We start from the raw sequence: 22,488 nt of genomic DNA, 5'->3' as shown, positions 1-22,488 counted from the left end.
CCTTAAGCATCGTGGCGCACCCCAAACAGGCCCAGCTGCTGCAGCAGTTGCTGGACTTCGGGCACGCTCAGGCGCCGGGTGTTGTGAGATGAATAGTCGTCAAAAGCTGACATGCCAGTCTGGCCCTCGACGAAGTACTTGTTGTAGTTCAGGTCGCGCGAGTCAGCGGGAATCCTGAAGTAACTGCCCAGGTCCTCGGCGCGCGCCATTTCCTCGCGCGACACCAGGGTCTCGTACAGCTTCTCGCCATGCCGGGTACCGATGATCTTGATCTCATGACCGGGACTGATCCACTGGCGCATGGCCTCGGCCAGATCGCCAACGGTGGAGGCCGGCGCCTTCTGCACAAAGATGTCGCCGGGCCGGGCATGCTCAAAGGCATACAGGACCAGATCGACCGAATCGGCCAGCGACATCAGGAAGCGCGTCATCGACGGGTCGGTCAGGGTCAGCGGCAGACCTTCGCGCAGCTGCTTCAGAAACAATGGAATCACCGAACCATTGGAAGCCATCACATTGCCATAGCGGGTGGCCGACAGAATGGTCTTGCTGGGGTCGCATAGGCGCGCCTTGGCGACCATCACCTTCTCCATCATGGCCTTGGACATGCCCATGGCATTGATGGGATAAACGGCCTTGTCGGTCGACAAGACCACCACCCGCTTGACGCCCTGGTTCATGGCGGCGCGCATCACATTCTCAGCGCCCAACACATTGGTCTTGACCGCCTCCATGGGATAGAACTCGCAAGACGGCACCTGTTTCAAGGCCGCCGCATGGAAGACATAGTCGACCCCATTGAGCGCATCGTGGATGCTGTCGTAGTCGCGCACATCACCGATGTAGTACTTGACCTTGTCGCTGTTCAGCGCGACCCGCATGTCCTCCTGCTTCTTCTCGTCTCGGCTGAAGACTCGAATCTCCGCCAGGTTCGATTGCAGGAAGCGGCTCAGCACGGCATTGCCGAAGCTCCCGGTTCCGCCGGTGATCAACAAGACCTTGTCTTCAAACATCGTGCGCTGCTTTGAGTCGTTAGGTGGCTGAGCCTCAGCCGAATTCACGCATTTCAGCCAGCATCTCGGTCCAAGCCGGTGCGGCATAGCCGGTGGCGGCGAGGAACTTGCTAGCGTCCAACGAGCGATCGAGATGCACCTGGTCGTCAGGCTTGATCTCGATGGCATGGCCATAGACCGTCGCCAGCAGGCCCAGCAACTCGTACTTGCTGAGGCTGGAACTGGCAACATGATAAAGGCCGCTCAGCTCCGGATTGGGCAAGACGTGGCGTTCAATCAGCTTGGCCAGCTCCAGGGTGCTGAGGCCGGAAAAACGGGCGCGGCGATAGCCCTTGACCGCCTGCTTCTGGCTCAGGAACCAGGCCAGCAGACCGTGGCAAGAATCCAGCTCTGGGCCGATGATGGAGGTGCGCAGTGTCAGGGCATGCGGCGCCACCACTTCTCCCATCAGCTTGCTGCGCCCATAGACATCCTCGGCATCGGCGGCATCGCCTTCCCTGTAATTGCCCCCGCGACCGGAAAACACGCAGTCGGTGCTGATGTGGATCAGGCGCGCACCGACCAGGCCGCAGATGGCGCTCAGGCGATGCGGCAACATAGCATTCACCGGCAAGGCGATCAGCGGATCCTGAGCATCAGCCAGCTGCTTGACCAAGCCGATGCAATTGATCACCCAGGTCGGTCGGACCTGAGCAAACAATCGGTGCAGCTCGTCCGGATTGTCGGCATTGACACCGGCCAGCAACTGCGCCGTCGGTGCCAGCGCTTGCAGGCGCCGGGCCGCGGAGGCTTGCCGGGTGCTGCCAAACACCTGGATGCCAGGGTCACGAGCGAACCAGCGCAGGACCGTGTGGCCCAGCATGCCGCTGGCACCCAGGATCAGCAAACGCGGCGGTATCGAGCTCACAAGAGACTGCAGAACGGTGGCCATGGATCGAGGCAGGAAAAAGAGTGTGAAACCGCGGCCGGCACCGGCCGGCCGTGTCGCCGGGTCCAGGCCCGGAGGACATCCATCAGGGTTGGCTGGCGCGGGTGGCGCCCTTGAGCCGGAAAAAGCTGCGGCGCACAAAGCCGACCAGCAACTGCCGCCAGGTGCCCAATTCCAGTGCCAGCGGCGGACACAGGCGCAAGGCCTGAAGAAAACGTTTCAGGGACTGCAGGACTCGCCCCGACTGCGCATGATGCTTGGACGCGATCGCCATGGCGCGAGCCAAAGAGCGCACGGACGCGCCATGGCTGCTCGCTTCACGTCCGGACCAGAAGGCGGTCATCACGCCCACGATTTCTTCGGCGCGCGCCTGAGTGATCACTGCGAAGGAAGCCTGGCCTTCATGGATTCGGTATTCAGCCAGCTGACGCGGCAGGCGGGCAAACGGCCCGCAGCGAACCGCACGCAACCAGAACTCGAAATCAGGAACCTGGCGCAAATGGGTCTGCCAGCCGCCAGCCGATTCGAACACGGAGCGGCGGAAAAAGGCGCCCGGACCCGGCTGGCAGATCAGGTCCACGCACAAGCGCTGCTCGCTGAAATCCTCGGTCTGAACCTCGCGCAGACGCCGCCCCTTGGCATCGATCAGACAGAAGTCGCAATAGACCACCGTGACTTCGGGGCGGGCCTGCAGCAAGTCGACCAGGCTGGTGACTGCACCCGGGCAGAGGCGGTCATCCGAACTGAGGTAGGCCAGGATCTCACCTTTTGCCAGAGACCAGCCGTGATTCAAGGTGGCCGCTTGGCCGGCATTGGCCTGAGTCAGTACGGTCAGGCGCCCCGGATGCTCGGCCTCCAAGCGCCTGGCCACGGCCAGGGAGTCATCATCCGAGCCATCATCGATGACGATGTACTCCAGGCCTGGGTAGTCCTGGGCGAGCACGCTTTCAATCGTGGCGGCGAGAAACTCAGCCTGGTTGTAGACCGGCGTGACGATGCTGACGAGGGGACGTACGTTCATGGAGCGGGGACAGATTCTTTCACGTCACGACGGAATTGGTTCGTCATTGTCACAGCAAGTCCCAGGACCGCGATGAGGGCAAACAAGCGGCCGGCCGTTGACGGCAGCCAGATCAGAGCGAAGGAGGCAAAAACCAGGCCGACCGCGGCCATCTGCCGCCAAGAGGGGACGGTGCGAGAGGGCTTCGGCGCTTGCTGCAAAGCCAGCAGAAACAGGGCAAGCGTGTCCACGACGATGCGCAGCAGCCAGGCCCAGGCCGCGCCCATCAGTCCGTAGCGACCGCACAGCAGCCATAGCGCCAGCAGGAACAAGGGCAATTCAAGGCAATACAGGTAAGCCGTGGCACGGAACCGGCCGGCCGCATGCAGCCAAGTCAAGGGCAGATGGGCCATGCAATTGATCAGGGTGCCAAAGGCAAACAATTGCAGCACCAGGGTGCTGCGCAGTGCGAACTCCCGGCCCAGCCAGGCTGCCAACAAATCATGAGCGAACAAAGCCAGGCCCAGGGTCAAGGGCCACATCCCGTAGAGCAGCAGCCCGAGTGATTGCTGGAACAAGCGCCAAGCCTCTTGGCCTTGTTGGACCATACGTGCAGCAAAGCTGGGCAACAAGACCGCAGTGAGCGCACTCGGCACGATCCAGAGCTTGGTGACGATCTCCTGAGGCGCCACATAAAAGGTCACCGCGGCGCTGGACACCAAAGCGCCAAGTATGAAACGGTCGACATAGCCCATGAAGGGACTGACCAGATTGCCCACCGTCAGCCAACCGCCAGAGACCAGCAGTTGCGGCACGACCCGCGCGTCCCAGCGCCAATGTTCGCGCAGCTGCGGCAGCAGCAGCAAGACAGCCATGCCGTGGATCAGCAGGCCGAGCACCCGACCGGCGGCCAAGACCCAGGCAATCATCACCAGATCAGGGCCTTGCAGCCACACCACCAGCCAAGGGCCGGCGAAAGTCCAGATGCCCATGGGCAGGCGAATCAGATTCAGCCAGGCAAAGGCATGGCGAGCCTCCAAGATGCCGCGCAGGCCGGCTGTCAGGACCACAAAGGGAATCGCGACCGCCATCACCATGCCCGACCGGACGGCCTCGGCCGGATCCGGCAGTTCCCGCAAATGGCCGACGCCCCACGGCGCCAGACATGCCAGCAGCAAGCCACCGGCCAGGCCGAGGCCCGTCATGAGGCCCAGTGCCGTGGTACAGACCGAGCCAGCGCTGTACCAATCACCACGCTCCAAGGAAGGCGCCACTTGTTGGGTCAATGCCCGCCCGAGCCCGAGATCGAAGAGGCTGAAGTAACTGGTCACTGCCCAAATCAGGGCGAGCAGGCCAAAACGCTCCGGGCCCAATGCCTGCAACAAGGCCGGGATGGAACCGACCGCGATCAGCAGTGGCGCACCGAGGCCCAGCAGATTGAACAGCGTATGTCTGACGAGTTTCAAAGGTAGGGGGTGCGACAAGGCCGGGGCGAAACGACGATTGTATGAGCCGCCCCTTCCTGCACCACTGGCCACCGGGGCGCCGGAACGCCAGAGCCGGAGCGCGCACAGGAGCTTGCGCGGTCCCAGTCGAGGAGCGGGGAAAAGAACGGCGCCTGTTAACATTCCGCCCCACTCTCTCCTCGGACGACAGCCGGACCTGGATGCCGGTTTGAAGGCCTTGGTCTCCGGCTTTGCTGCGCTTCATGTCTATGTACCCCATTCGTCTGATCTGTTCGGTGCTGCTTGTCTTGCTGGGTACGACAGGAAGCGCGCATGCCTATATCGATGGCGGATCAGCGCATCTGTTGATCCAGGGCCTGGTGGCAGCCGCCGTCGGCTTGATCTACTACCTGCGCAATCCCAAGGAAATCTGGCTGGCCATCAAGCGACGCTTCAAGCGCGACCGCAGCTGATGAGCCGAAGCTTTCGTGACCCTGACGGTTTTGTGCAGGACGAGGGCGGTCAGATTCGCCGACATGTGCATGCGCGGGCGGTGGCGGCCACGCTGGAATTCCTGGCCAGCCCGCTCTACGAGCAACTGACAAGCACCGGCGACCTGATTGCAGCCGGCACCCCTCGGCAGCTGCCAGACGGCAGCCTGGAGCTGAGCCATGAGCGCATTCCGGTGCCCAGCTATGCCTTTGAATGGACGCCGGCCATGCTGGCCGACGCGGCCCAACTGACTCTGCGCATCCAGCAGCAAGCTTGGTCGGCAGGCTGGACCCTGAAAGATGCGGCGGCCAGCAATGTGCTGTTCGAACATGGGCAGCCGCGCTTCTGCGATCTGCTGTCTTTTCGCAAGCGCCAGCCCGGCGATGATCAGGGCTGGCCCGCCTACGGGCAATTTATCCGCAACTTCATCCTGCCCTTGCTGGTCGTACGTCAGCTCGGACGGACGCCACGCGACATCTTCTTGGCCTCGAGGGATGGCCTGAGAGCGGCTGAAACCGCACCCTTCCTGCCCTGGCATGCCATTTTCGGCCTGTCCATGCTCCTTCATGTTTGGCTGCCCGCATGGCTTGAGAGGCGACGCATCCGCAAGCCGCAGAGCCTGGCGGCCCATGCCGGCCAGATTGCGCACGCAAAACCAGACACGACTGCGCCGGCCGCCGCAAGTACATCGAACCGTTCACGTGACGATGCGGCCCTTTGGATGCTGCGAGATTTGCAGCGTCTGGTCACACGCTTGGCCCGACCGGCCACGCAACAGACCTCCTGGAGCCACTACACCCACAACCGGGAGCATTACGGCAATCGTGAACTGGACAGCAAGCATCGAGCGGTGCAGTCGGTCCTGGCTTCGGGCCGCTACCGACATGTGCTCGATATCGGCGCCAACAGCGGTGAGTTTTCCCGTATGGCTTTGGAGGCAGGCGCATCGGTGCTTGCCTTGGACGATGACTTGGGTGCCCTGGATCATTTGCACCGGCAAGCCAGTCAGGAAAAACTTGCCATTCAATGTCTGCATGCCAATTTCGCACGACCCAGCCCGGCCACAGGGTGGTGCAACAGCGAAACCTTGAGCTTGAGCCAGCGCTTGGCGTCTCGCTTTGACCTCGTCCTGATGCTGGCCGTGATTCACCATCTGGTGGTCACGGAACGACTGCCATTGAGCCAGGTCTTCGAACAGGTTGCAGCGCTGTGCACGGACTGTCTCCTGATCGAGTTCGTACCGGTGAACGATCCCCGCTTTGTTGAGATCGCTGGTACGAACCTCGATCTGTATCAAGACTGGAACCTCCACAATTTTCTGATGGCAGCCCAAACTTGGTTTGAACTGCGCCAGACCTACAGTCTTGACGGTGGAAGCGAGCGGCAGCTGTTGCTGCTCGGCCGGCGCTCATGAATTCGTCCCCGCCATCCGGCCCGGCTCAGCGGCTGCGAGCGGGCCTGCGCTATGCCTGCATTGCGGCGGTCAGCCTGATAGCAATTGCGCTCAGCGAAAGCATTCTGCAAAACACGGCAACCTTGTACCTGGCCTACCAGCCTCAGGTCTTCCTGCGCGAGTTCTGGTTTGTCCTGAACTTCGTCGCCGCGTTCGGACTCGCCGGTGCGGTCTTGGAGTCCGACAAAGAACAGCCTGGAAAGTGGACGCGGCTGTTGCGCGCAGCCGCACTGCTGCTGCTGTTGATCGGCATCTTCCAGGTATTCCGCCGTTCCTTCAGCGGCGGTGTCGCGCTGACTGCAGTATGGAAGTTGAGCATCATCAGTGCCTGCGTGGCCGGCTCGGTGCTTGGGACCATCTTCATGTCCGCACAAGGCTTGCGCCGGTTGATGACCGCCTGCATGGTCAGCCTCTTGGCCATGTTCGCCCTTCAACCGGGCATGCCCAGCTATCTCTTGAGCTTGCCACGCCCATCCGCGGAATCAGCAAGCACATTGACTTCGACAAACGCCAGCCCGCATCAAACGCAGCGGCCGAGCCGGCGCACTGTGGTCGTGACCTTGGATGAGTGGGACTACGAAGTCGCGGTCAGGGAGGGCTTCTTCGACAGCCCCATCATGCGCGGCCTGCTGGCAGGGGCCTACAACTCCAGCCAAGCACGTCCGGGCGGCCCCAACACCCTGAGTTCGATCCCCAGCATGCTGCGAGGTCAGCCGTTTGGCCCTGTGCAGCAAGGCAGCCCCGGTCTGCTGATTTCCCGGAGCGGCGAGCGCTGGGAAGCGGGTCAAGCTTCGCTGTTTCAAGACCTGGAACATGCCGGTGAACCCTATGCCATCGTCGGCTTCTACCATGACTATTGCGGCCTGTTCCGTGCCGCCAAGAGCTGTTACGCGGAGCCCTTGCACTTCTTCCCCGGCTGGTGGTCTGCCATGAGCCGAGTGGCGCGCAAGGGCAATGATTTCGACAACGCCTACTCGGATTTTCTGCTGCAGTGGACCGGCACCTACCAGCGACTCCATGATGCAAGCCTGCGCGCCATTGCCGCTCAAGACCAGGGGCTTGTCTGGCTGCACTTGAACCTGCCGCACCCGCCGGCTGCAGTTCGAGGCGGTCAACCCCATTCCTTGCAAGAAGACTACCGCGGCAATCTGCTTCTGGCGCAGCAGTTCGTGACGGAGCTGGTGGCCCTACTCAAGCAGCGTGGGCCCGATTTCGCCCTGGTCCTGACTTCGGACCACTGGCTCCGAGAGAAGGAGCTCTGGCGCGACATCTATGTGCGCCAACTGGGCCCAGGCGCAGGCGATGCAGGAAAAACTGACGATCAGCGCGTTCCCTTTGTCGTGCATTTCGGGCAAGTCGCTGCCGGCTCCCAGCAAAGTGATGACCGAGCCATCTCGACCACGGCCATTCGTCGATTGGTGCCGCAACTGATGCATCGTGAGGTCAATACACCGGCAGACGTGGCGCAGTTTTTCCGCAATGAGCCGGCGCTTGCGCCCCTGAGCCCAGCGGCAAGCAGCGCCGGTGATCACTGACTTTGCAGCGGGACCCGCACGCATCGGCAGCCAAGGGCACTGACGTGGGCTCCTTGGCGCACGCTTGCTCTAGAGCGCTCCGCTGTTCACGCTGGTGATCACCATCATCACGGACACCATCAGCACACCGATCACGCCACCGATCAACAAAATGGCAGCGGGCTCGATCAAAGCCATGGCCTGCTTTTGACGCTCTCGCGCTGCATCGGTCTGCATTTGCCCCAGGGACAAGAGCATCGTATCCAAGGTACCGGACCGCTCGCCCACCTTGATCAGGTTCAAGCGTGCCGGCGGAATCCAGTTCGAGTGTCGCAAGCAATCGTAGAGCGTGCGCCCCTGCTCCAGCTCGCGCGCCGCAGAGCCCACAACTTGGGCGAACATCTTCAGCCCGATCGCCCCCTGGGACAATTTCAAAGCCTCGAGCAAAGGCACTCGATTGCGCAACATGGTGCCCATCAACGAAGACCATCGCCCGACCTCAGCGTCGCGCAGCCAAGGCCCCAAAATCGGTGCGGCAGCCAAGCGATCCATGATCAATTGCCGCACCCCCGGCCGGGACAACAAGACCGCCAGCGTCATCCCGAGCGCGGCCGCGATCATTTCAAGGGCCAGGACATTCGTCTTCAAGAAGACCGCGGTTTCAATGACCCAGCGCGAAAACTCAGGCACATCGCCCCGGGCACTCTTCAAAATCGGCGCGAACTTGGGAATCACACCAATGAAAATAAACAGCACGGCGGCCAAGCCGACCGTCACCAGCACGGTGGGGTAGATCAAGGCACTGCGCAAGTCCTGCGTCGTCTTGCGCATGGCCTCCAATTGTTCCGCGGCATCCTGCAGCGCTTCTGGAAGCTGGCCGCTGGCCTCACCCACCTTGACCAAGGTCAGCAGATGCAAAGGCAGTCCAAGCCCGCAACTCTGCAAGGCCTCGAACAAAGAAAGCCCGGCACGCACGGATTGCAGCGCTCGCGCCATGCTGACGCCCATGCCACCGTCGCGATGGCCACTGGCCAGCGACTCCAAGGCCTCATCCAAAGGCACGCCGGCATGCAAGAGCGTCGCCAGTTCCCGCATCCCGACGACACGATCAGCGGTACTGATGGACTGCGTGCGGCGACCGACCGTCGCGGCGCGCAGCGGACTCACTGGCGCATCACTCTGCAAGGACAGCGGTCGCAGACCTTGAGCGATCAAGTCGCGCGCGGCCGCAGCCTCGCTGTCAGCCTCAAGCTGGCCAGCCAATTCCCGGCCTGTGCTGTCATGAGCCCGGTACTTGAACGTCTGCGTCATGACTCGTCCTGTGAGCTCGCGGCACGCATCACCTCATCGAGTGTGGTGAGGCCATGGGCACTCTTGATCAAGCCATCTTCGACCATGGAGCGTCGACCATCCAACGTGGCCAGGCGAACGAGCTCTTCAATCGCAGCACCTTGCGCGATCTCATGCTGCAAGGGCGCCGTCACCGTCACCAGCTCGTAGATGCCGACGCGCCCCTTGTATCCCGAGCCCGAGCAGTCAGGGCAACCCTTGGCGGCACGCCAGTCCGGCCGATCAGGGAGCTGCGCCTCGACCGAGGCACGCGCACGCAACTGCGTCCAACGGGCTTCCAACAGATCCGGATCCGGATGCGCCACGGCGCAGCTGGGGCAGAGGCGCCGGACCAGACGTTGCGCCATCACCGCCCGCAGGGCTGCCGCAACCAGATAGGACTCGATGCCCATATCGACCAAGCGATTGACGGCGGACAAGGCGTCGTTGGTGTGCAGAGTGGCCAAGACCAAATGGCCCGTCAATGCGGCCTGAATGGCGATTTCCGCGGTTTCCCGGTCGCGAATCTCACCGACCATGATGACGTCAGGATCATGACGCAGGATCGAACGCAAAGCTCTCGCAAAGGTGTAGCCGATATCGGCCTGCGTCTGAATCTGCACCACGCCGGGCAGGCGCAGCTCCACCGGATCCTCGACCGTGATCAGCTTGCGCACGCCATCGTTGATCTGGGAGAGCGCGCTGTAAAGCGTGGTGCTCTTGCCGGAACCTGTCGGCCCGGTCACCAGTACCAGACCGTTCGGCCATTGCAGCCAGTCCTGGAACTTCTGCTTGTGGTCGGACTCCATTCCGATCCGGTGCATTCCGATGTCGCCACGCTCCTTTGGCAAGAGCCGCAGGACCAGGGATTCGCCATGGACCGCGGGAATGGAGGAGATACGCACATCCACTTCCCGTCCGGCCACACGGGTACCGATCCGGCCATCTTGAGGCAAGCGACGCTCGGCAATGTCCAAGCCGCCGATCAACTTGATACGCGAGGCAATGGCCGGATACCGATCCATGGGCAGATGGCTGCGGGTCTGCAGCACACCATCCACCCGGAACCGCACCGTGCATTCGCGTTCGCCGGGCTCGACGTGAATGTCGGAGGCGCGAGACTCGAGTGCCTGGGCCAAGGTGTTGTTGACAAAAGCCACGACGGGCGCGTCTTCCGCCAATTCACGCAGGGCGCGGGCATCCAGGTTTCCTGGCCTGCTGTCATGACGCAAGCGCTGTGTCCAGGCTTCCACATCGGCCGGCAGCATCAGATGCCAGCATGGATGTTGGGCCAGAGCTTCGGCCGCCAGAGCCTCGCGCACATCCATATCCAGAGGATCTGCACTCGCCACTTGCAGGCTGTCCCCCTCGTTCCAAAACAAAACGCCTCGGTCCAACCACCAGGAAGCTGGCATGCGGAACTGACTCAAGGCCTCGCGAACCCGAGTCTCATCAATCGCATCCGCAGCGATCACGGGCAAGTCCAGTTGTTCAGCCAGACCCGCATACAGGGCCGTGGTGGAGATGGCCCCCAATCGCACCAGGACCTCGCCCAAACGCCCCCCTTGCAAGCTTTGCAAAGACAGCGCCTTGTCAATTTCCGCCGCCTTGACCATGCCATTGGCCAGCAGCAACTCACCCAGCAACACAGGCTTCATGGCGATACTTACTGACGAGGCTGCGAACTCGCAGGCAAGTCGGGAGCAAGCGCCGGAGGCAGAGGGCTTTCGTTGCGGGTCGCCGGCTCCTCACTCCCCTTCTTGCCGGACTCGGGTCGAACCGGAGCCGCACCCGGTCCGACGGGCTTGATGGCTTCCGCCCAGGGGCCCAGAACCTTGCGGAAAGCCTCGGTCATGGTTTCCGCATCATGGCTGTCATTCAAGATGTAGGGCGTGATCAAAATGACCAGTTCGCGGCGATCGCTGGTCACCGACTGGTTGCCAAACAAGGCGCCAAGCACAGGGATGTCCTTCAACCACGGCAGGCCACCATTGCCGCGCGTGGCGTTGTCGGTGATCAAGCCGCCCATCAACACCGTGCTGCCATTGCGCAGGGTCAGCTTGGTCTCCAGACGCCGTGTGCTGAAAGTGGGCGTGCTGTTGACACCGGTCTCGGTCTTGTCGGCGCTGCTGACTTCTTGTTGGACTTCCAAATCAATCTGGTCACTCGAATGAATCACCGGCTTGACTTTCAGGATCACACCCGAGGTGCGGTACTGAATGGTCTGCATGGTCGAAGTCGTCGGCACGATCCCGCCACCGGTCGGCGTGGTCACCGAGCTGGTGATGATGGGCACCTCATTGCCGACCTGAATGAGAGCCTGCTCGCCGTTGCGCGCCTGCACACGCGGGTTGGAAAGAATGGTCGCCCGGTTGCTGGCCGCCAAGGCATTGATCGCCAGCTTGAGACTGCCTGCGCCGTTGAGAATCTTGAAATTGAAAGGCGAGCTGGTCGAGGCTCCCGCGGCAAGCCCGACCGACGCGACTTCGCCACCGCCAATGGCTCGGTTGTAGAGCCACTGGATCCCGGAGCTGTCCTCGCCCGTCACCTTCAACTCCGCGACCGTCACCTCGATCAAGGCGCCCTTCGCTGGGCGATCCAGGGTCTGCAACAAGGCACTCAACTGCGAATAGTCCTCAGGCTCCGTCTGAAAGATGAGCATATTGCTGGACTGATCCACCACCACCGAACTCAAGCGTGCCGCCGAGGAGCCGCCAGAAGTGGCCGCCGTCGTAGTCGCCGGGCGGCTTTTGCTCCCGGAAAGCAGCTGATCCAAGGTTTTCGCCAGCTCTGCCGCATCCTTGTGCTTGACCTGGTAGGTGAAAAAATTCTTGCCGATGCCGCGCTCACTCGGGCGATCCAAATTCCGCGCCCAATTGACCACGTGATTGAGGACGGCCTCGCTGGTGGCGAACACATAGACAGAATTCACACCGACCACCGGCAGCAGCACGATGGGGTAGCGCACGCCGCCCTGCATCGAAGCCTGCCCCAGAGGCGCCACTGCGTATCCTTCGGCGATCAAGACTTCGGTCAGGCGCCGTGCCAGATCATCGGCTGACCAATAGGCAGGGGCCAGAGCCACGCTCTTGCGGCCATTCATCAAGGGCTGATCAAGCACCCGGATGGCTTCCAAGGCTGCCTGCATATTGTCGGGAGTACCGCTCAACAACAAGGCATTGCGACTCAAGTCTTCCTGGATCTTGACCCGGTCGCCAAAAAGGGTCTTCAGCCAGTTGGCCACATCATTCTGGCGCACCGATTTCATGTCCACCATTTGGTACACAGGCCGCAATGGCAGGGGCGTGTCGGGCGAGACTTCAGTCCGGCGAATCTCGGGCAGATTGCCCAGTTGAACGTTGTCGGGAACGATACGGAGCAGCCCACCCGCGTCGATCACAGCCAAGCCATAGCTCTTGAGGAGCAAACGCACCGCTTGGTCGAGATCCGCGGAGGACTGGGTAGCTCCGGTGCGAAACGTCACCAGCTCCTTACGGGTCAGAACAGCTGGATCGACATTGACATTGCGCTTCAAGATCTCGGCATACACCAGCTGCACAAAAGTCGGCAGCGGCACCTGTTGCAGATTCAGCTCGGCAACTTCACCAGAGCTGCTCGCAGCGGCATTTGCCAGCTGACCCTGCTCACGAGCGTCACGCGTTTTGGCGTACTGCGTCGCCTGATCTTTTGGCGGCTGCGGCAAGGTCGTGACCGTCAATTCAGGCGGAACCTTCGCCTTCTGCCCTTGGCCGCTACCGTCCTGCGCTGCGGAGGCAGGCAAGACCAAAGCCGGCGGCATGATGGACTTGTCTTTCACAAACTGAAACGGCGCGCAACCCGACAGCAGTCCTGCCGTCACGACCCAGACAATCGACTGTTGACGACGGCGCTTCAAGGAAACGTTCTGGCTCATCTTTGCTGGCCATGTGGATAGAGAAAGCATCGGCACCTTCAACTGCGGGTATTCATTCACGTCGTTCCACTCCCATTCGGTAGCGCTTTTTGCCGATCCAGATACAGATCTGGTTGCCATCCACAGCGTCGATCACATGGCCGCTGGGCAGCTTGTCGCCTACAGCCAATCGCAGCGCTGGCTTGCTTTCGTCTGCGAACAAAACCAGCACCCCCCCTTGTTTGCCCGCTCCGTAAACACCCGCCAAACGCCAGCGCGTGTTCGCCACCGGCGCCGCACTCTCGCTCAATGGCTTGGGTTCAGGCCCCCAGAACGCCGCGCTGGACACCAAGAGGGATTGAGAACCCGGAGTCGCAGGGACCAACAGTTCTGGCAGCTCCCAAACGTCACGGCGTGGCTGCACCAGGCCGGGCGCTGGCACCTCCGCAGGCACGGCATACCATCCCAGCAGAACCGCCAAGAGAAGGAGAGCGAGTACACGCCGCCCCTCCATCATTGCCAGCAAACTCATGGTCTGCGCTCCTCGATTCGAACCAGAACGCCCAGATCCAGTTCCGCTCGCATATTCTGGCCTTGGGGTCGGAGCTTCAAGGTCTCCACGGCCAGGACACGTGGGCTGGCGGCCAACTCCCCGAGCAGCGTCATCGTGCTCTGCTTGGAGCCGTCCAACACCAGATGCGCGCGCAGTTGCAGGGTCTGCGCATCCTTCAGTGCATCGGCACTTGAGCCAAGCCCAATACTGAGGTCCCGCACCATGAGGCCGGTCTTCTCAGCCAGGACCCGCAGATGGTCCTGAAGGGCTGCCTCGGCGGCTCCACGGCTGCTCGCCGGCCATTGCAAGGCCTTTGCAGCTTCCAGATGTTTCCGTGCTTCTTCAGCTCTCTGCGGCCACTGGGTGCTGCCGCGCAGGGGGCGCAGTCGTTCAAGTTGCAGACGAGCCTCTTCGGCCTCGGCAGACCATGCCTTGGCTTGATCCAATGCCAGCAAATTCAGCCAAAGGCCCAAAATGGCCAGCAACAGCAACAGCCCCATGCGCAAGCGGACATTGCCTCGCAGCTCTGCCCGCATTGCGTTCCAGGCACTCACGCTCGAATCCATCATTTCCATGACATCACCTCAGCTGAGGCTGCTTGCGACTGCCGGAGCCTGCCGCACCGGCGTCCGGGTTCACACCGTTCAAACTGTCTCGGTCCGCAGACGCTTTGAGCCCGGATTCCTTGATGGAACGCAACGGCGCCTTTGGGCTGGCGAGCTTCATTTGGTAGGCAACCCAGGCGCGCTGCGCGCCATCTTTGACTTCCGCCACATTGACCAACCAGCCGCCGGCCTCCAAATCGGCCACCACCTGGCTGCGCGACGCCCCAGGAGGCAGCTCCAGTGCCAGGCGCAAATCAAGCCCTGCCAGATCGAACTCCTTGAGCACGCAATCTTTGGGCAGGACCGAGATCAAGTGCTCCATCACGTCCAATGGCAATGGGGCGCGCAGAGGTTTCAAAAAGGCACCGCTTCGTTCATTGGCCGCCAAGGCGCGGTCGCGCGCCTCCAGCAAGGGCGCGACCTGTTGCCGCACCTCGCCGAGTTGCAGCGTCGTCTGCTCCCGCATTCGATAGGCATCCCAAAGCTTGTGCACGGAAAAGCCCGCTGCGGCAACCAATATGAGCGCGCAGGCCAAAAGCAGCAAGCGGACCTGGTCAAGTCCAGCGCCCCGCATTCGATCTGCCCTGATCGGCACCGGCGAAGGTGCACACCAGGACAAAGCCAGCGGCCCTGGTACGGCTTGAGCGGCAACAGAAAGAGTCAGCCCGGCGGAGCGGACGAAGGTCAGCCACTCCACGGCATCGGGCTGAGCCCCCCACCAACGGCTGGCAAGCAACACGCCATCCCGCCAAGCCTGAGCTTCGACACCTTCCAAACTTTGAATCAAGCGGACGCCATCCGGGCCCGGCTCGTGCAACAAGGTCTCCGGCCAGAGAGATGCCTTGTTCTCAACGCCAAGTTGCGCGTCAAGCAGATCCTCATCGGCCGCGAAGACCTGCGCCCAATCGCCCTGCCAAGTGACCAAGCACATTGCGCGAGGATAGGGCTGCCAAGCAGACAGCTGAACCTGCAATGCAGAGATCCGATCAGCTGCCTGCAAGCCACTCAAATCGAAGCTGCGGTATCGCAGCACGCTGCGCGCCAGTACGACCACTCCGCGACGCGGCGACATCTCGGCCGGCTTCAGACCCTCACGGCGGAGCGACGGAAGACGCTGCAGATTCAAGGGGCGCGGAGTTCGAGACCGGAAAATTCTCAACGGGGGTCTTGGCATCGGTGAAGACAGAACGAGGGAGCTGAGTCACTTCATGAATCAGCCACGGCGCACGATTCCCCGTGGGCCTAATCAGGAGATTGTACTCACGCGCCTGCGGCAGGCCGGGCGCCCAAAGCTGCAAGCGCATGGCATTGCTGGCATGAAAAAGAAGGGACTCTCCCTGAAATGGAATTCCAGTGCTGGCCTGCGCAGCTTCGGCGCTGGCAAACGGCGCTCGGCTGCGCAAGGTCTCAAACAGGTCCCATTGCTCGTTCGGCACACGTGGCCAGATCAAGCGCAACAAGGCCAAGGGCGCGGTATTGGGATTGAACAGCTTGTCTCGTCTCACACCAAGGTAAGGCAAGAGCTTCTCACGCAGCTCAGGCAGATCACGCCACACGGGCATACGGGCCAGCTCTGCAACCGACAAGATCCAGTCATTGCGCGGCGGCGGCAAACCCAGCGCGGCATAGTCCGCCGCCTCGGCGCCATTGAGGCGTCGCAGATTGTCGGTGTCCACATAGTCGAGCAAGATATCGATCATTCGGTCCGCCTGCTCTAGGGAGGCGCCGGACGCGACCAGAACGGGCAAAAAGAGGTCTCGATCCGGAGCATTCAGAGACAGCAGGCCGCGCTCGTCTTGCACCCGCAGCAGCACACCCTCGGGCAATCGATACACACGCCCGTCCATTCGCAAGGGCTGCTCATCCACAAAGCCCAGCGCTGCCACACCGATGGGCCGAGTGCTCAACCAATACAAGGCCTGAGCACTGGCATCCTCAACGCGCGCATCGGCATCAGCCTGGTCCTGCATGAGGCCGCCCTGCTCGCGCAGCAGATCCAGGCGCAGCGCAAAGCGCGCGGCGACAAGCGTCAGCACCACCAAAGCTGCCATCACAAACAGCAGCACATACCCAGATTGAGGGCGCGCCCCGATCACCCTGGATGGGACTGTCACGGCTGCGCCTCCAGATCCGCGCGCTTACCGAGCGGCTCGGCATTGTTGATCGGGGCAGCCAGGATCAGCGGAACCGAAGTCCTGCTGTCCTCGAGCATCACCAACCTCGGCAACAGCTGAGCGCGTGCACCATCGATCGGCCAGCGCTCATGCCAAGCACCCAGATCATCCTGATAACGCCAACGTGCATTGCCACCCAGCCAACTGAGCAGCTTCAGCTCACGCGCGCCTGTGGCAAGAGCTTGCTCATCAAGCAGCGAACTTCGCTTCCCGGCGGACTGAACCGTCAGCCAGACTTCCACCAGGCCACTGCCAGGGAGTCCGGCCTCTGGCGCCGAATTCGGGAAGGCCGAACCAGCGCCAGACTTAGCCAAAGCCAGACGAAACCACCCCGGACCCGCAGCCGCAGCAGAAGGCGCCATGCTGCTCAAGCCCTGAAAGCCCAGCTCATCCCCCTGGAAACTCTCACCTGACTCTTTCGCAGCGGGCAACAGTCCCTCGATGGCGCGCCGAAGCCAGAGCTCATGCAGCGCAGATAACTGACCTTGCAGTTGCCGATCCTGCAGTCGCTGCTCGATCCGGGTCGCCTGGAACAGGCCGTCGCTGACCAGCAGGGACACCATCGCCACAATCATCAAAGTGACCAGAACCTCCAGCAGCGTCAAGCCTTTTTGGGCGCCGACGCGCCGCCCTTCCGTCATTCTCATGGCGGCAAGCCATCGGCGGAAGACCGCGACTCCAGGCGCTCAAGCCCGGTACGCAAGAGTTCGAATTGCAACTGCTGACCGCTACGCCGATCCAGAGCATCAACTTGCAGGCGGTACAAACCGACGCGCCATCGAACCGGCTCTTCCGGGGATGTGGGATAGCTGTAGCGCAAGGGCGCCTGCAAAGCAGCCACCCAGCGAACGTCCAACTCACCCAGCTTCACTTCCCCACGGGGCTGCAGCGCCGGATTCACGGCGGAAAGCGCCCGACTGCTCAGGGACTGCAACTGCCTACGTTGCTCCGCCTCCTGGAGGCGACTGGCCGAGCGAACCTCTTGAGCCAGCCAGGCAAACAAGGCTCCGCCCACAGAAGCCATGATGGAAATGGCAATGATGGCCTCCAACAAGCCAAAGCCTGCGCAGCCCGAGCTGAGACGCAGAGGCCGCATCAGTTGAGAGGGCCGAGCATGCGGCTCACGAAACTTCAGCATCTCAGTTCTGGACGCGACCACTGATGGGCTCAACTCGCCAGACTTCATTCGCGACACGACCATTGGAGGGAGCGGCGCGGCGCAATTCCACCACCCCTCCCTGCGCTTGGCCTTGGGCACTGAAACGCAAAGGCTGAGGCAAACGGATCTCCACCGCAGCAGGCAAGCCTGGAACACGAGCTCTCAGCGCGACGGCGTCAACCTCCAGGGCTTGGCCTGAGCCGAAGGCGCGCAATGGAAGTGCCTCTAGCTCAGCCCGCAAGTCAGCGCGCCAACCTCGCTCTTCCACAGAATCAATCCACCGAACGGTTGCCGGCAGAACCGCAGAAACCGTCAATGCCACCAAACTGAGCACGACCAGCAATTCGAGCAAAGTAAATCCGCTGCACCGCCTCTTCAGCCGGGACGAAATGCGCAGACAAGGCGCCAGCAAATGGGAGGTCGAAATCACCAAATCAATCGAAGACAAACTTCAGGATCAATTGGTTTCGCCCTGCAGGGACGGAGGCAGCACACCCAGATCTGCCGCATCACCCTGCCCACCCAGCTTGCCATCCGCACCCAAGGAATACAGGGCAAACGGCTGGTTCTTGGCACCAGGCAGACTGTATTGATAAGGGTGCTTCCAGGGATCCTCCGGAAGATCGCCGTCCAGATAAGGGCCACGCCAGCGCGCGGCCAAAGCAGGATCTTGCGGCGGCTTGACCAAAAGCCCCAAACCCTCCTCAACCGTCGGATAGCGGCCGATGTCAAGGCGCAAATTCTCAACCGCGCCGCGCAGCATCTTGGCCTGGGTCGCAGCCACGGTCACGCTGCCCTTTTCAACCTGGCCAAACAATTTGGGGCCAATCAAGCCAGCCAGCAAGCCAATGATGGCCAGCACCACCAGCATCTCAAGCAAAGTAAAGCCGGCCGAAGCAAATCTACGATTGAGAGCATTCATAGGGAATCTACAGAGATAAGCCATACAAGTAATTCACGAACAGCACGACTCATATCGCCGCCATCCATGAATGCAAGATCCGCAACATGCAGATCTGCGGTCGCGAATCATATGTCATCCATCACAGCGACTCGACGCAGCACTTCCTGACACGCCAGACCGGACAACAGACAGGCCATCGCGAACGGAACAGGCAATAAAAAAGGCGCCCGAAGGCGCCTTTAGGATCAAGAACCGAAGTCCTAGATTAGTTCGAAGTCGGGCGCAGCATCGGGTAGGCCGACAGCGAGCTCGTCTTACCAGTCACAGCGTCGTAGTTCATCATGTTGAACACGCCTTCCACCTTGCTCTTAGGAGCAGCGATGATCAGCTTGACGGCTGCACGGGTGCTACCACCAGTGGTCACGGTCAGCGAGGGGCAGATGTCCTTCGCGTTGATGAACAGCTGCTTGCCAGCCTTCAGGGTGTAGGCAGTCGTACCACCGACGCAGGCGCTGCCATCTTCCAGAATGGTCGAGGCAGTCACAGCGGCATCAGCCGAGTGCTGGCTGGTCAGCACGACACGAGCCAGGTAATCCGGGTGGATGGTGACGAACGGAGCTTGCAGTTCGGTACCGTCGCGGTCGATCAAACCGATCGACTTTTCGCCCGGGCTGACAGTCGCGGTGCCGGAAGCGGCCACAACAGTCGGCACCACCTTGTAGGTCGCTGCCGGGATGGCGGCAGTGCCGTTCACCACATAGCAGATACCCTTGGTCGTCACAGCAGTCGTGCCAGTGGCGAAAGCTGCGCCAGTAGCAGTCGGAACGGCAGTTGCTGCTGTACCCACGCCGCCGCAATCTGCGTCGGAGGACAGGAACACGCTGTTCTTCTTCAGCGCGTCGGTCGAACCAGCGGGGATCGACACGTCACCCAGCAGTTCCAGCTTGGTACCAGCTGCAACCACGTCAGACAGAGCCAGCGCGCCGCCAGTGTGCTTCTTGGCAGAAGACGCACTGAAGGTCACCGAACCCAGCTTGGCGGTATCGACAGCAACGTAGCCGCCACCGGTCTTGAATTCCTTGAAGGCCTTCTCAACCGAAGCAGTAGTCGTGGGCGACGTGACGACCGTGAAGGTCAAGCCAGTTGCGAACTTGACCAGAGTACCGGTCGAAGTGTTCAGCAGAGCCGCACCAGTTGCACCGGCCACGGCGCTGGCGCCGCTTTCATGCAGTTGGTACGTGGCAGTCACGGGGGAAGCCGTGCTGGTCACGCGCAGCGAAGGAACCAAGACCTTCACGGTGGCGCTGGCTGCTTGCGAAACGTCGGAACCTGCGACTGCAACAGCGAAGATCACGTAGGAGTCGCCAGCGGCGCCGCCTGCGGAGATCGCAACGCTCGAGTTACCGGTCGTCAGCGTGCCGACGTCGATGTCGGTGCCGAGCGTGTTGCTCAGAGCAGTGTGGAACTTAGCATTGCCCAGATCGATACGGATGTAACGAGTCGAGTTGGCAGCAACACCGAAGCCCAGGGGAGTATTGAAGCTCAGAACCGTCGGGGTAGCAGTCGGGTTCAGAGGAGTAGCCGTCACATAGGACAGTTCCTTGGCGAACGTGACGACCGTGGTGTCATCGGCCAGATCAACAGGAGCGGTCACAGCGGCAAATGCACCGCTTCCAACCAGCGCACCGATCGCCAGAGCGGTCGCCTTGATCATAAATTTTTTCATTCGGTGTTACTCCACAAGTTATGGACAAAATTGCAATGATTCGCGAATCACACGTACATCAGCACGCGAGAGTCATTCTAGAACACGCATTCACTACGGTGTCAATGTATGAATACATACTCGGGGTTAACACCTCTCACATGCATTCGGCTTACGAAACGTTGACGGGCACCATATTAGCGTTCGCGCAAGCCCTCGATCCAAGGAACAGGGTCAGGTGTTGCCCCCAAACTACAAGACCCAGAAAATTCCGCTGCTTTTGGCACCATTACCCGACTTCATCAGGTATTCACAATTGCGAAGCAAGCAGCCCTCCGAGGTCAGTTTGGATTCGGCAAGTTCCTTGGAAGCTGCCCGAAATCAGGCGTAATTTACACGCCAAAGCTGCCGCCGAGGGTGCCGCCTGATGAGCGGTTTCACCCTAGGCCGCTGAATTGAATTCAGGCACCAAGGTCTTCAGGGCATCCCGAACCGCGGCCACCTCCTGCCCAGACTTCGCTTCGCGCACGGCGTTCAGCCAAGCAGGCACCTGCATGGCCTGCGCGCTGTCGTCGAGCATGGCAATGCGCAAACCCGCACAAGGCGTCGGCAGGGTCTGGGCGCCATCCGCCAGCAGTTCCTCATACAACTTCTCCCCGGGTCGCAAGCCGCTGAAACGAATTGGAATTTCGTCCAGGCTGCGACCCGATAGGCGGATCATGTCGCGCGCCAGATCGACGATCTTCACCGGCTCCCCCATATCCAGCACGATGACGCTGCCGGTCTCGCCGATCGCCGCAGCCTGTACCACCAGGCGCGCGGCCTCCGGGATGGTCATGAAATAGCGGGTGATGTCCGGGTGCGTCACCGTCACTGGACCGCCTCGCGCGATCTGCTCCTTGAATTTGGGGATCACACTGCCACTGGATCCCAGCACATTGCCGAATCGGACCGCCATGAATCGGGTGCAAGCATGCGTCGAGGCCATATGGCTGAGCACCAGTTCGGCCGCACGCTTGCTAGCCCCCATCACATTGGTCGGGTTCACTGCCTTGTCGGTGCTGATCAAGACAAAGCGTTCTACCCCAGACTCCGCCGCGGCCAGTGCGGCGTGATAGGTGCCCAAGGTGTTGTTGCGCACTGCGGCCCAGGCGTTTTCTTCTTCCATCAAAGGCACGTGCTTGTAGGCCGCGGCGTGAAAGGTGACCTGCGGCTTGAAGCGCTGAAAGGTCTGGCGCAGATGATCCAGATCCTTCACATCGCCCATCAATCGGACCAGCTGGACCAGCGGGAAATGCAGGGTCAGGTCTTGCTCAATTTGGTAGAGCGCAAACTCGCTCTGCTCATAGAGAATCAGCTTCTTGGGCCCGTAGCGCGCCACTTGTCGGCACAACTCGCTGCCAATGCTGCCGCCCGCGCCCGTGATAAGGACCGTACGGCCGTTCAGACATTCACTGATGCCGCCTTCATCCAGCTCAACCGGCTCCCGGCCCAGCAGGTCCTCAGGCTCGATATGGCGCAATTGCTCCACCCGCCGCCCAGAAAGCAACTCTGTACTGCTGGGTACGGTGAGGACATTCAACCCGCTAGAACTTGCCAAGGCCAACGCACGGCGCCGCTGCGCGGGCTCCGCCGAAGGCATGGCCACGATCACATGGGTAATGCCATGCAAGACCACAAACCGGGCCAATTGATCGAGTGGCCCCAGAACCGGGATACCGGCCACCCGCACATCACGCTTGAGCGGATCGTCATCCAACCAACCGACCACCACCCAACCCTGGTGCTGAATACCGGCCACCGCCAGGCGCCCGGCCTGCCCTGCCCCCATCACCAAAGCCCGGTGAGACTCGACCGAGCTGCCGCTGATCCGGCCCCGCATATGCTCGTACAGCATGCGATAGCCCAAACGCATCATGGCCATGCTGATCAGACAGAAGACGGGGTGCAGGGCCAAGACGGACCGGGGAACGCCGCTCAAATGCGCCATCAACACGGCGACTGCACCCAGCAAGCCAGCCATCAAGCAAGCCCCGGCCAAGCGCATCACCTCACCAAAGCCGCTGAATCGCCACATGCCCCGGGGGGCACCCCACAGCCACAGCATCATGGCATACAGAAGCACGAGCCCGGCCAGCACTACCGTGTCATAAGAAGGCCTGGCCGACCACCATTTTTCAAAGCCGAGCCGAAACAAATAGGTCGCGTGCCAGGCCAGCGCCACCAGAACGGCGTCCAGCAACAAGGAGATGCCCGCCCGAAAGGGACGAATGCGCGTCAAAAAGGTGTCGAGGGTCAGCCAAAGCATAGTGACCCTATTGT

20 protein-coding genes are annotated in these 22,488 nt (G+C 61.5%); 3 read left to right on the top strand and 17 right to left on the bottom strand.

Annotation, left to right across the window (positions count from 1 at the left end):
- Nucleotides 1-2: 2 nt before the first annotated feature.
- The 4 genes from LNV23_RS14685 to LNV23_RS14670 all read right to left on the bottom strand — a co-directional run bounded on the left by LNV23_RS14685 (nucleotide 3) and on the right by LNV23_RS14670 (nucleotide 4,407).
- On the bottom strand, nucleotides 3-1,013 hold the full coding sequence (locus LNV23_RS14685) for a polysaccharide biosynthesis protein (RefSeq protein WP_263563646.1): 1,011 nt from the start codon (nucleotides 1,011-1,013) through the stop codon (nucleotides 3-5).
- A 34-nt stretch (nucleotides 1,014-1,047) separates the two neighbouring features.
- Nucleotides 1,048-1,944 carry a dTDP-4-dehydrorhamnose reductase family protein gene (locus LNV23_RS14680; protein WP_263563645.1) on the bottom strand — a complete coding sequence of 299 codons (897 nt, stop codon included), beginning with the start codon at nucleotides 1,942-1,944 and terminating at the stop codon, nucleotides 1,048-1,050.
- An 82-nt stretch (nucleotides 1,945-2,026) separates the two neighbouring features.
- Complete coding sequence (locus LNV23_RS14675) at nucleotides 2,027-2,962, bottom strand: glycosyltransferase family 2 protein (protein ID WP_263563644.1); 936 nt, start codon at nucleotides 2,960-2,962, stop codon at nucleotides 2,027-2,029.
- Nucleotides 2,959-4,407 (bottom strand): flippase, encoded by a 1,449-nt coding sequence (locus LNV23_RS14670; protein ID WP_263563643.1) that lies wholly within the window; start codon nucleotides 4,405-4,407, stop codon nucleotides 2,959-2,961. Before LNV23_RS14670 ends, LNV23_RS14675 begins: the two co-directional genes overlap by 4 nt.
- 242 nt (nucleotides 4,408-4,649) lie before the next feature.
- Here LNV23_RS14670 and LNV23_RS14665 point away from each other — a divergent pair, with 242 nt between their 5' ends.
- Genes LNV23_RS14665 through LNV23_RS14655 form a run of 3 tightly spaced genes read left to right on the top strand, consistent with a single transcriptional unit; the run spans nucleotide 4,650 to nucleotide 7,866 of the window.
- Nucleotides 4,650-4,859: a hypothetical protein gene (locus LNV23_RS14665; protein ID WP_263563642.1), complete on the top strand. Its 210-nt coding sequence runs from the start codon at nucleotides 4,650-4,652 to the stop codon at nucleotides 4,857-4,859.
- Nucleotides 4,859-6,292, top strand: a complete 1,434-nt coding sequence (locus LNV23_RS14660; RefSeq protein ID WP_263563641.1) for a class I SAM-dependent methyltransferase — start codon at nucleotides 4,859-4,861, stop codon at nucleotides 6,290-6,292. Before LNV23_RS14665 ends, LNV23_RS14660 begins: the two co-directional genes overlap by 1 nt.
- Nucleotides 6,289-7,866: an alkaline phosphatase family protein gene (locus LNV23_RS14655; protein ID WP_263563640.1), complete on the top strand. Its 1,578-nt coding sequence runs from the start codon at nucleotides 6,289-6,291 to the stop codon at nucleotides 7,864-7,866. The genes LNV23_RS14660 and LNV23_RS14655 overlap by 4 nt, the downstream gene beginning before the upstream one ends.
- 69 nt (nucleotides 7,867-7,935) lie before the next feature.
- Here LNV23_RS14655 and LNV23_RS14650 read toward each other — a convergent pair whose 3' ends face one another.
- The 13 genes from LNV23_RS14650 to LNV23_RS14595 all read right to left on the bottom strand — a co-directional run bounded on the left by LNV23_RS14650 (nucleotide 7,936) and on the right by LNV23_RS14595 (nucleotide 22,474).
- Nucleotides 7,936-9,156: a type II secretion system F family protein gene (locus LNV23_RS14650; RefSeq protein ID WP_505191015.1), complete on the bottom strand. Its 1,221-nt coding sequence runs from the start codon at nucleotides 9,154-9,156 to the stop codon at nucleotides 7,936-7,938.
- Nucleotides 9,153-10,832, bottom strand: a complete 1,680-nt coding sequence (locus LNV23_RS14645) for a GspE/PulE family protein (protein ID WP_263563639.1) — start codon at nucleotides 10,830-10,832, stop codon at nucleotides 9,153-9,155. The genes LNV23_RS14650 and LNV23_RS14645 overlap by 4 nt, the downstream gene beginning before the upstream one ends.
- Nucleotides 10,833-10,840: 8 nt before the next feature.
- Nucleotides 10,841-13,147 (bottom strand): secretin GspD/PilQ domain-containing protein, encoded by a 2,307-nt coding sequence (locus tag LNV23_RS14640; RefSeq protein WP_263563638.1) that lies wholly within the window; start codon nucleotides 13,145-13,147, stop codon nucleotides 10,841-10,843.
- Nucleotides 13,140-13,598 carry a hypothetical protein gene (locus LNV23_RS14635; protein ID WP_263563637.1) on the bottom strand — a complete coding sequence of 153 codons (459 nt, stop codon included), beginning with the start codon at nucleotides 13,596-13,598 and terminating at the stop codon, nucleotides 13,140-13,142. The genes LNV23_RS14640 and LNV23_RS14635 overlap by 8 nt, the downstream gene beginning before the upstream one ends.
- Nucleotides 13,595-14,194: a hypothetical protein gene (locus LNV23_RS14630; protein ID WP_263563636.1), complete on the bottom strand. Its 600-nt coding sequence runs from the start codon at nucleotides 14,192-14,194 to the stop codon at nucleotides 13,595-13,597. The genes LNV23_RS14635 and LNV23_RS14630 overlap by 4 nt, the downstream gene beginning before the upstream one ends.
- Before the next feature lie 4 nt (nucleotides 14,195-14,198).
- Nucleotides 14,199-15,350: a hypothetical protein gene (locus LNV23_RS14625; RefSeq protein WP_263563635.1), complete on the bottom strand. Its 1,152-nt coding sequence runs from the start codon at nucleotides 15,348-15,350 to the stop codon at nucleotides 14,199-14,201.
- Nucleotides 15,316-16,338 (bottom strand): type II secretion system minor pseudopilin, encoded by a 1,023-nt coding sequence (locus LNV23_RS14620; RefSeq protein ID WP_263563634.1) that lies wholly within the window; start codon nucleotides 16,336-16,338, stop codon nucleotides 15,316-15,318. Before LNV23_RS14620 ends, LNV23_RS14625 begins: the two co-directional genes overlap by 35 nt.
- Nucleotides 16,335-17,039, bottom strand: coding sequence for a prepilin-type N-terminal cleavage/methylation domain-containing protein (locus LNV23_RS14615; RefSeq protein ID WP_263563754.1), 705 nt, complete (start codon nucleotides 17,037-17,039; stop codon nucleotides 16,335-16,337). Before LNV23_RS14615 ends, LNV23_RS14620 begins: the two co-directional genes overlap by 4 nt.
- A 2-nt stretch (nucleotides 17,040-17,041) precedes the next feature.
- Nucleotides 17,042-17,536 (bottom strand): type II secretion system protein, encoded by a 495-nt coding sequence (locus LNV23_RS14610; RefSeq protein WP_263563633.1) that lies wholly within the window; start codon nucleotides 17,534-17,536, stop codon nucleotides 17,042-17,044.
- 1 nt (nucleotide 17,537) lies between these two features.
- On the bottom strand, nucleotides 17,538-17,987 hold the full coding sequence (locus LNV23_RS24095; RefSeq protein ID WP_411910587.1) for a prepilin-type N-terminal cleavage/methylation domain-containing protein: 450 nt from the start codon (nucleotides 17,985-17,987) through the stop codon (nucleotides 17,538-17,540).
- Between the two features lie 27 nt (nucleotides 17,988-18,014).
- Nucleotides 18,015-18,503 (bottom strand): type II secretion system major pseudopilin GspG, encoded by a 489-nt coding sequence (gene gspG / locus LNV23_RS14605; protein ID WP_263563632.1) that lies wholly within the window; start codon nucleotides 18,501-18,503, stop codon nucleotides 18,015-18,017.
- 223 nt (nucleotides 18,504-18,726) lie between these two features.
- Nucleotides 18,727-20,187: a hypothetical protein gene (locus LNV23_RS14600; protein ID WP_263563631.1), complete on the bottom strand. Its 1,461-nt coding sequence runs from the start codon at nucleotides 20,185-20,187 to the stop codon at nucleotides 18,727-18,729.
- 421 nt (nucleotides 20,188-20,608) lie between these two features.
- Entirely contained in the window at nucleotides 20,609-22,474 is a 1,866-nt protein-coding gene (locus LNV23_RS14595) for a polysaccharide biosynthesis protein (protein ID WP_263563630.1), read from the bottom strand.
- Nucleotides 22,475-22,488 lie beyond the last annotated feature (14 nt).

Origin of the sequence: Kinneretia sp. DJ1R-11 (assembly GCF_025717595.1) — a bacterium.
Taxonomy (GTDB): Bacteria; Pseudomonadota; Gammaproteobacteria; order Burkholderiales; family Burkholderiaceae_C; genus Paucibacter_A.
Note: the sequence above shows the minus strand (reverse complement) of the source record. Positions and strands in the feature narration are given on the sequence as shown.

What these genes read in the sequence shown, in the direction of transcription:
- LNV23_RS14655 (WP_263563640.1), top strand. Translation starts at nt 6,289, where the DNA reads ATGAATTCGTCCCCGCCATCCGGCCCGGCTCAGCGGCTGCGAGCGGGC.
- LNV23_RS14680 (WP_263563645.1), bottom strand. Translation starts at nt 1,944, where the DNA reads ATGGCCACCGTTCTGCAGTCTCTTGTGAGCTCGATACCGCCGCGTTTG.
- LNV23_RS14635 (WP_263563637.1), bottom strand. Translation starts at nt 13,598, where the DNA reads ATGAGTTTGCTGGCAATGATGGAGGGGCGGCGTGTACTCGCTCTCCTT.
- LNV23_RS14600 (WP_263563631.1), bottom strand. Translation starts at nt 20,187, where the DNA reads ATGAAAAAATTTATGATCAAGGCGACCGCTCTGGCGATCGGTGCGCTG.
- LNV23_RS14645 (WP_263563639.1), bottom strand. Translation starts at nt 10,832, where the DNA reads ATGAAGCCTGTGTTGCTGGGTGAGTTGCTGCTGGCCAATGGCATGGTC.
- LNV23_RS14615 (WP_263563754.1), bottom strand. Translation starts at nt 17,039, where the DNA reads ATGACGGAAGGGCGGCGCGTCGGCGCCCAAAAAGGCTTGACGCTGCTG.
- LNV23_RS14665 (WP_263563642.1), top strand. Translation starts at nt 4,650, where the DNA reads ATGTCTATGTACCCCATTCGTCTGATCTGTTCGGTGCTGCTTGTCTTG.
- LNV23_RS14660 (WP_263563641.1), top strand. Translation starts at nt 4,859, where the DNA reads ATGAGCCGAAGCTTTCGTGACCCTGACGGTTTTGTGCAGGACGAGGGC.
- LNV23_RS14685 (WP_263563646.1), bottom strand. Translation starts at nt 1,013, where the DNA reads ATGTTTGAAGACAAGGTCTTGTTGATCACCGGCGGAACCGGGAGCTTC.
- LNV23_RS14595 (WP_263563630.1), bottom strand. Translation starts at nt 22,474, where the DNA reads ATGCTTTGGCTGACCCTCGACACCTTTTTGACGCGCATTCGTCCCTTT.
- LNV23_RS14675 (WP_263563644.1), bottom strand. Translation starts at nt 2,962, where the DNA reads ATGAACGTACGTCCCCTCGTCAGCATCGTCACGCCGGTCTACAACCAG.
- LNV23_RS14630 (WP_263563636.1), bottom strand. Translation starts at nt 14,194, where the DNA reads ATGGAAATGATGGATTCGAGCGTGAGTGCCTGGAACGCAATGCGGGCA.
- gspG (WP_263563632.1), bottom strand. Translation starts at nt 18,503, where the DNA reads ATGGCTTATCTCTGTAGATTCCCTATGAATGCTCTCAATCGTAGATTT.
- LNV23_RS14650 (WP_505191015.1), bottom strand. Translation starts at nt 9,156, where the DNA reads ATGACGCAGACGTTCAAGTACCGGGCTCATGACAGCACAGGCCGGGAA.
- LNV23_RS14610 (WP_263563633.1), bottom strand. Translation starts at nt 17,536, where the DNA reads ATGCTGAAGTTTCGTGAGCCGCATGCTCGGCCCTCTCAACTGATGCGG.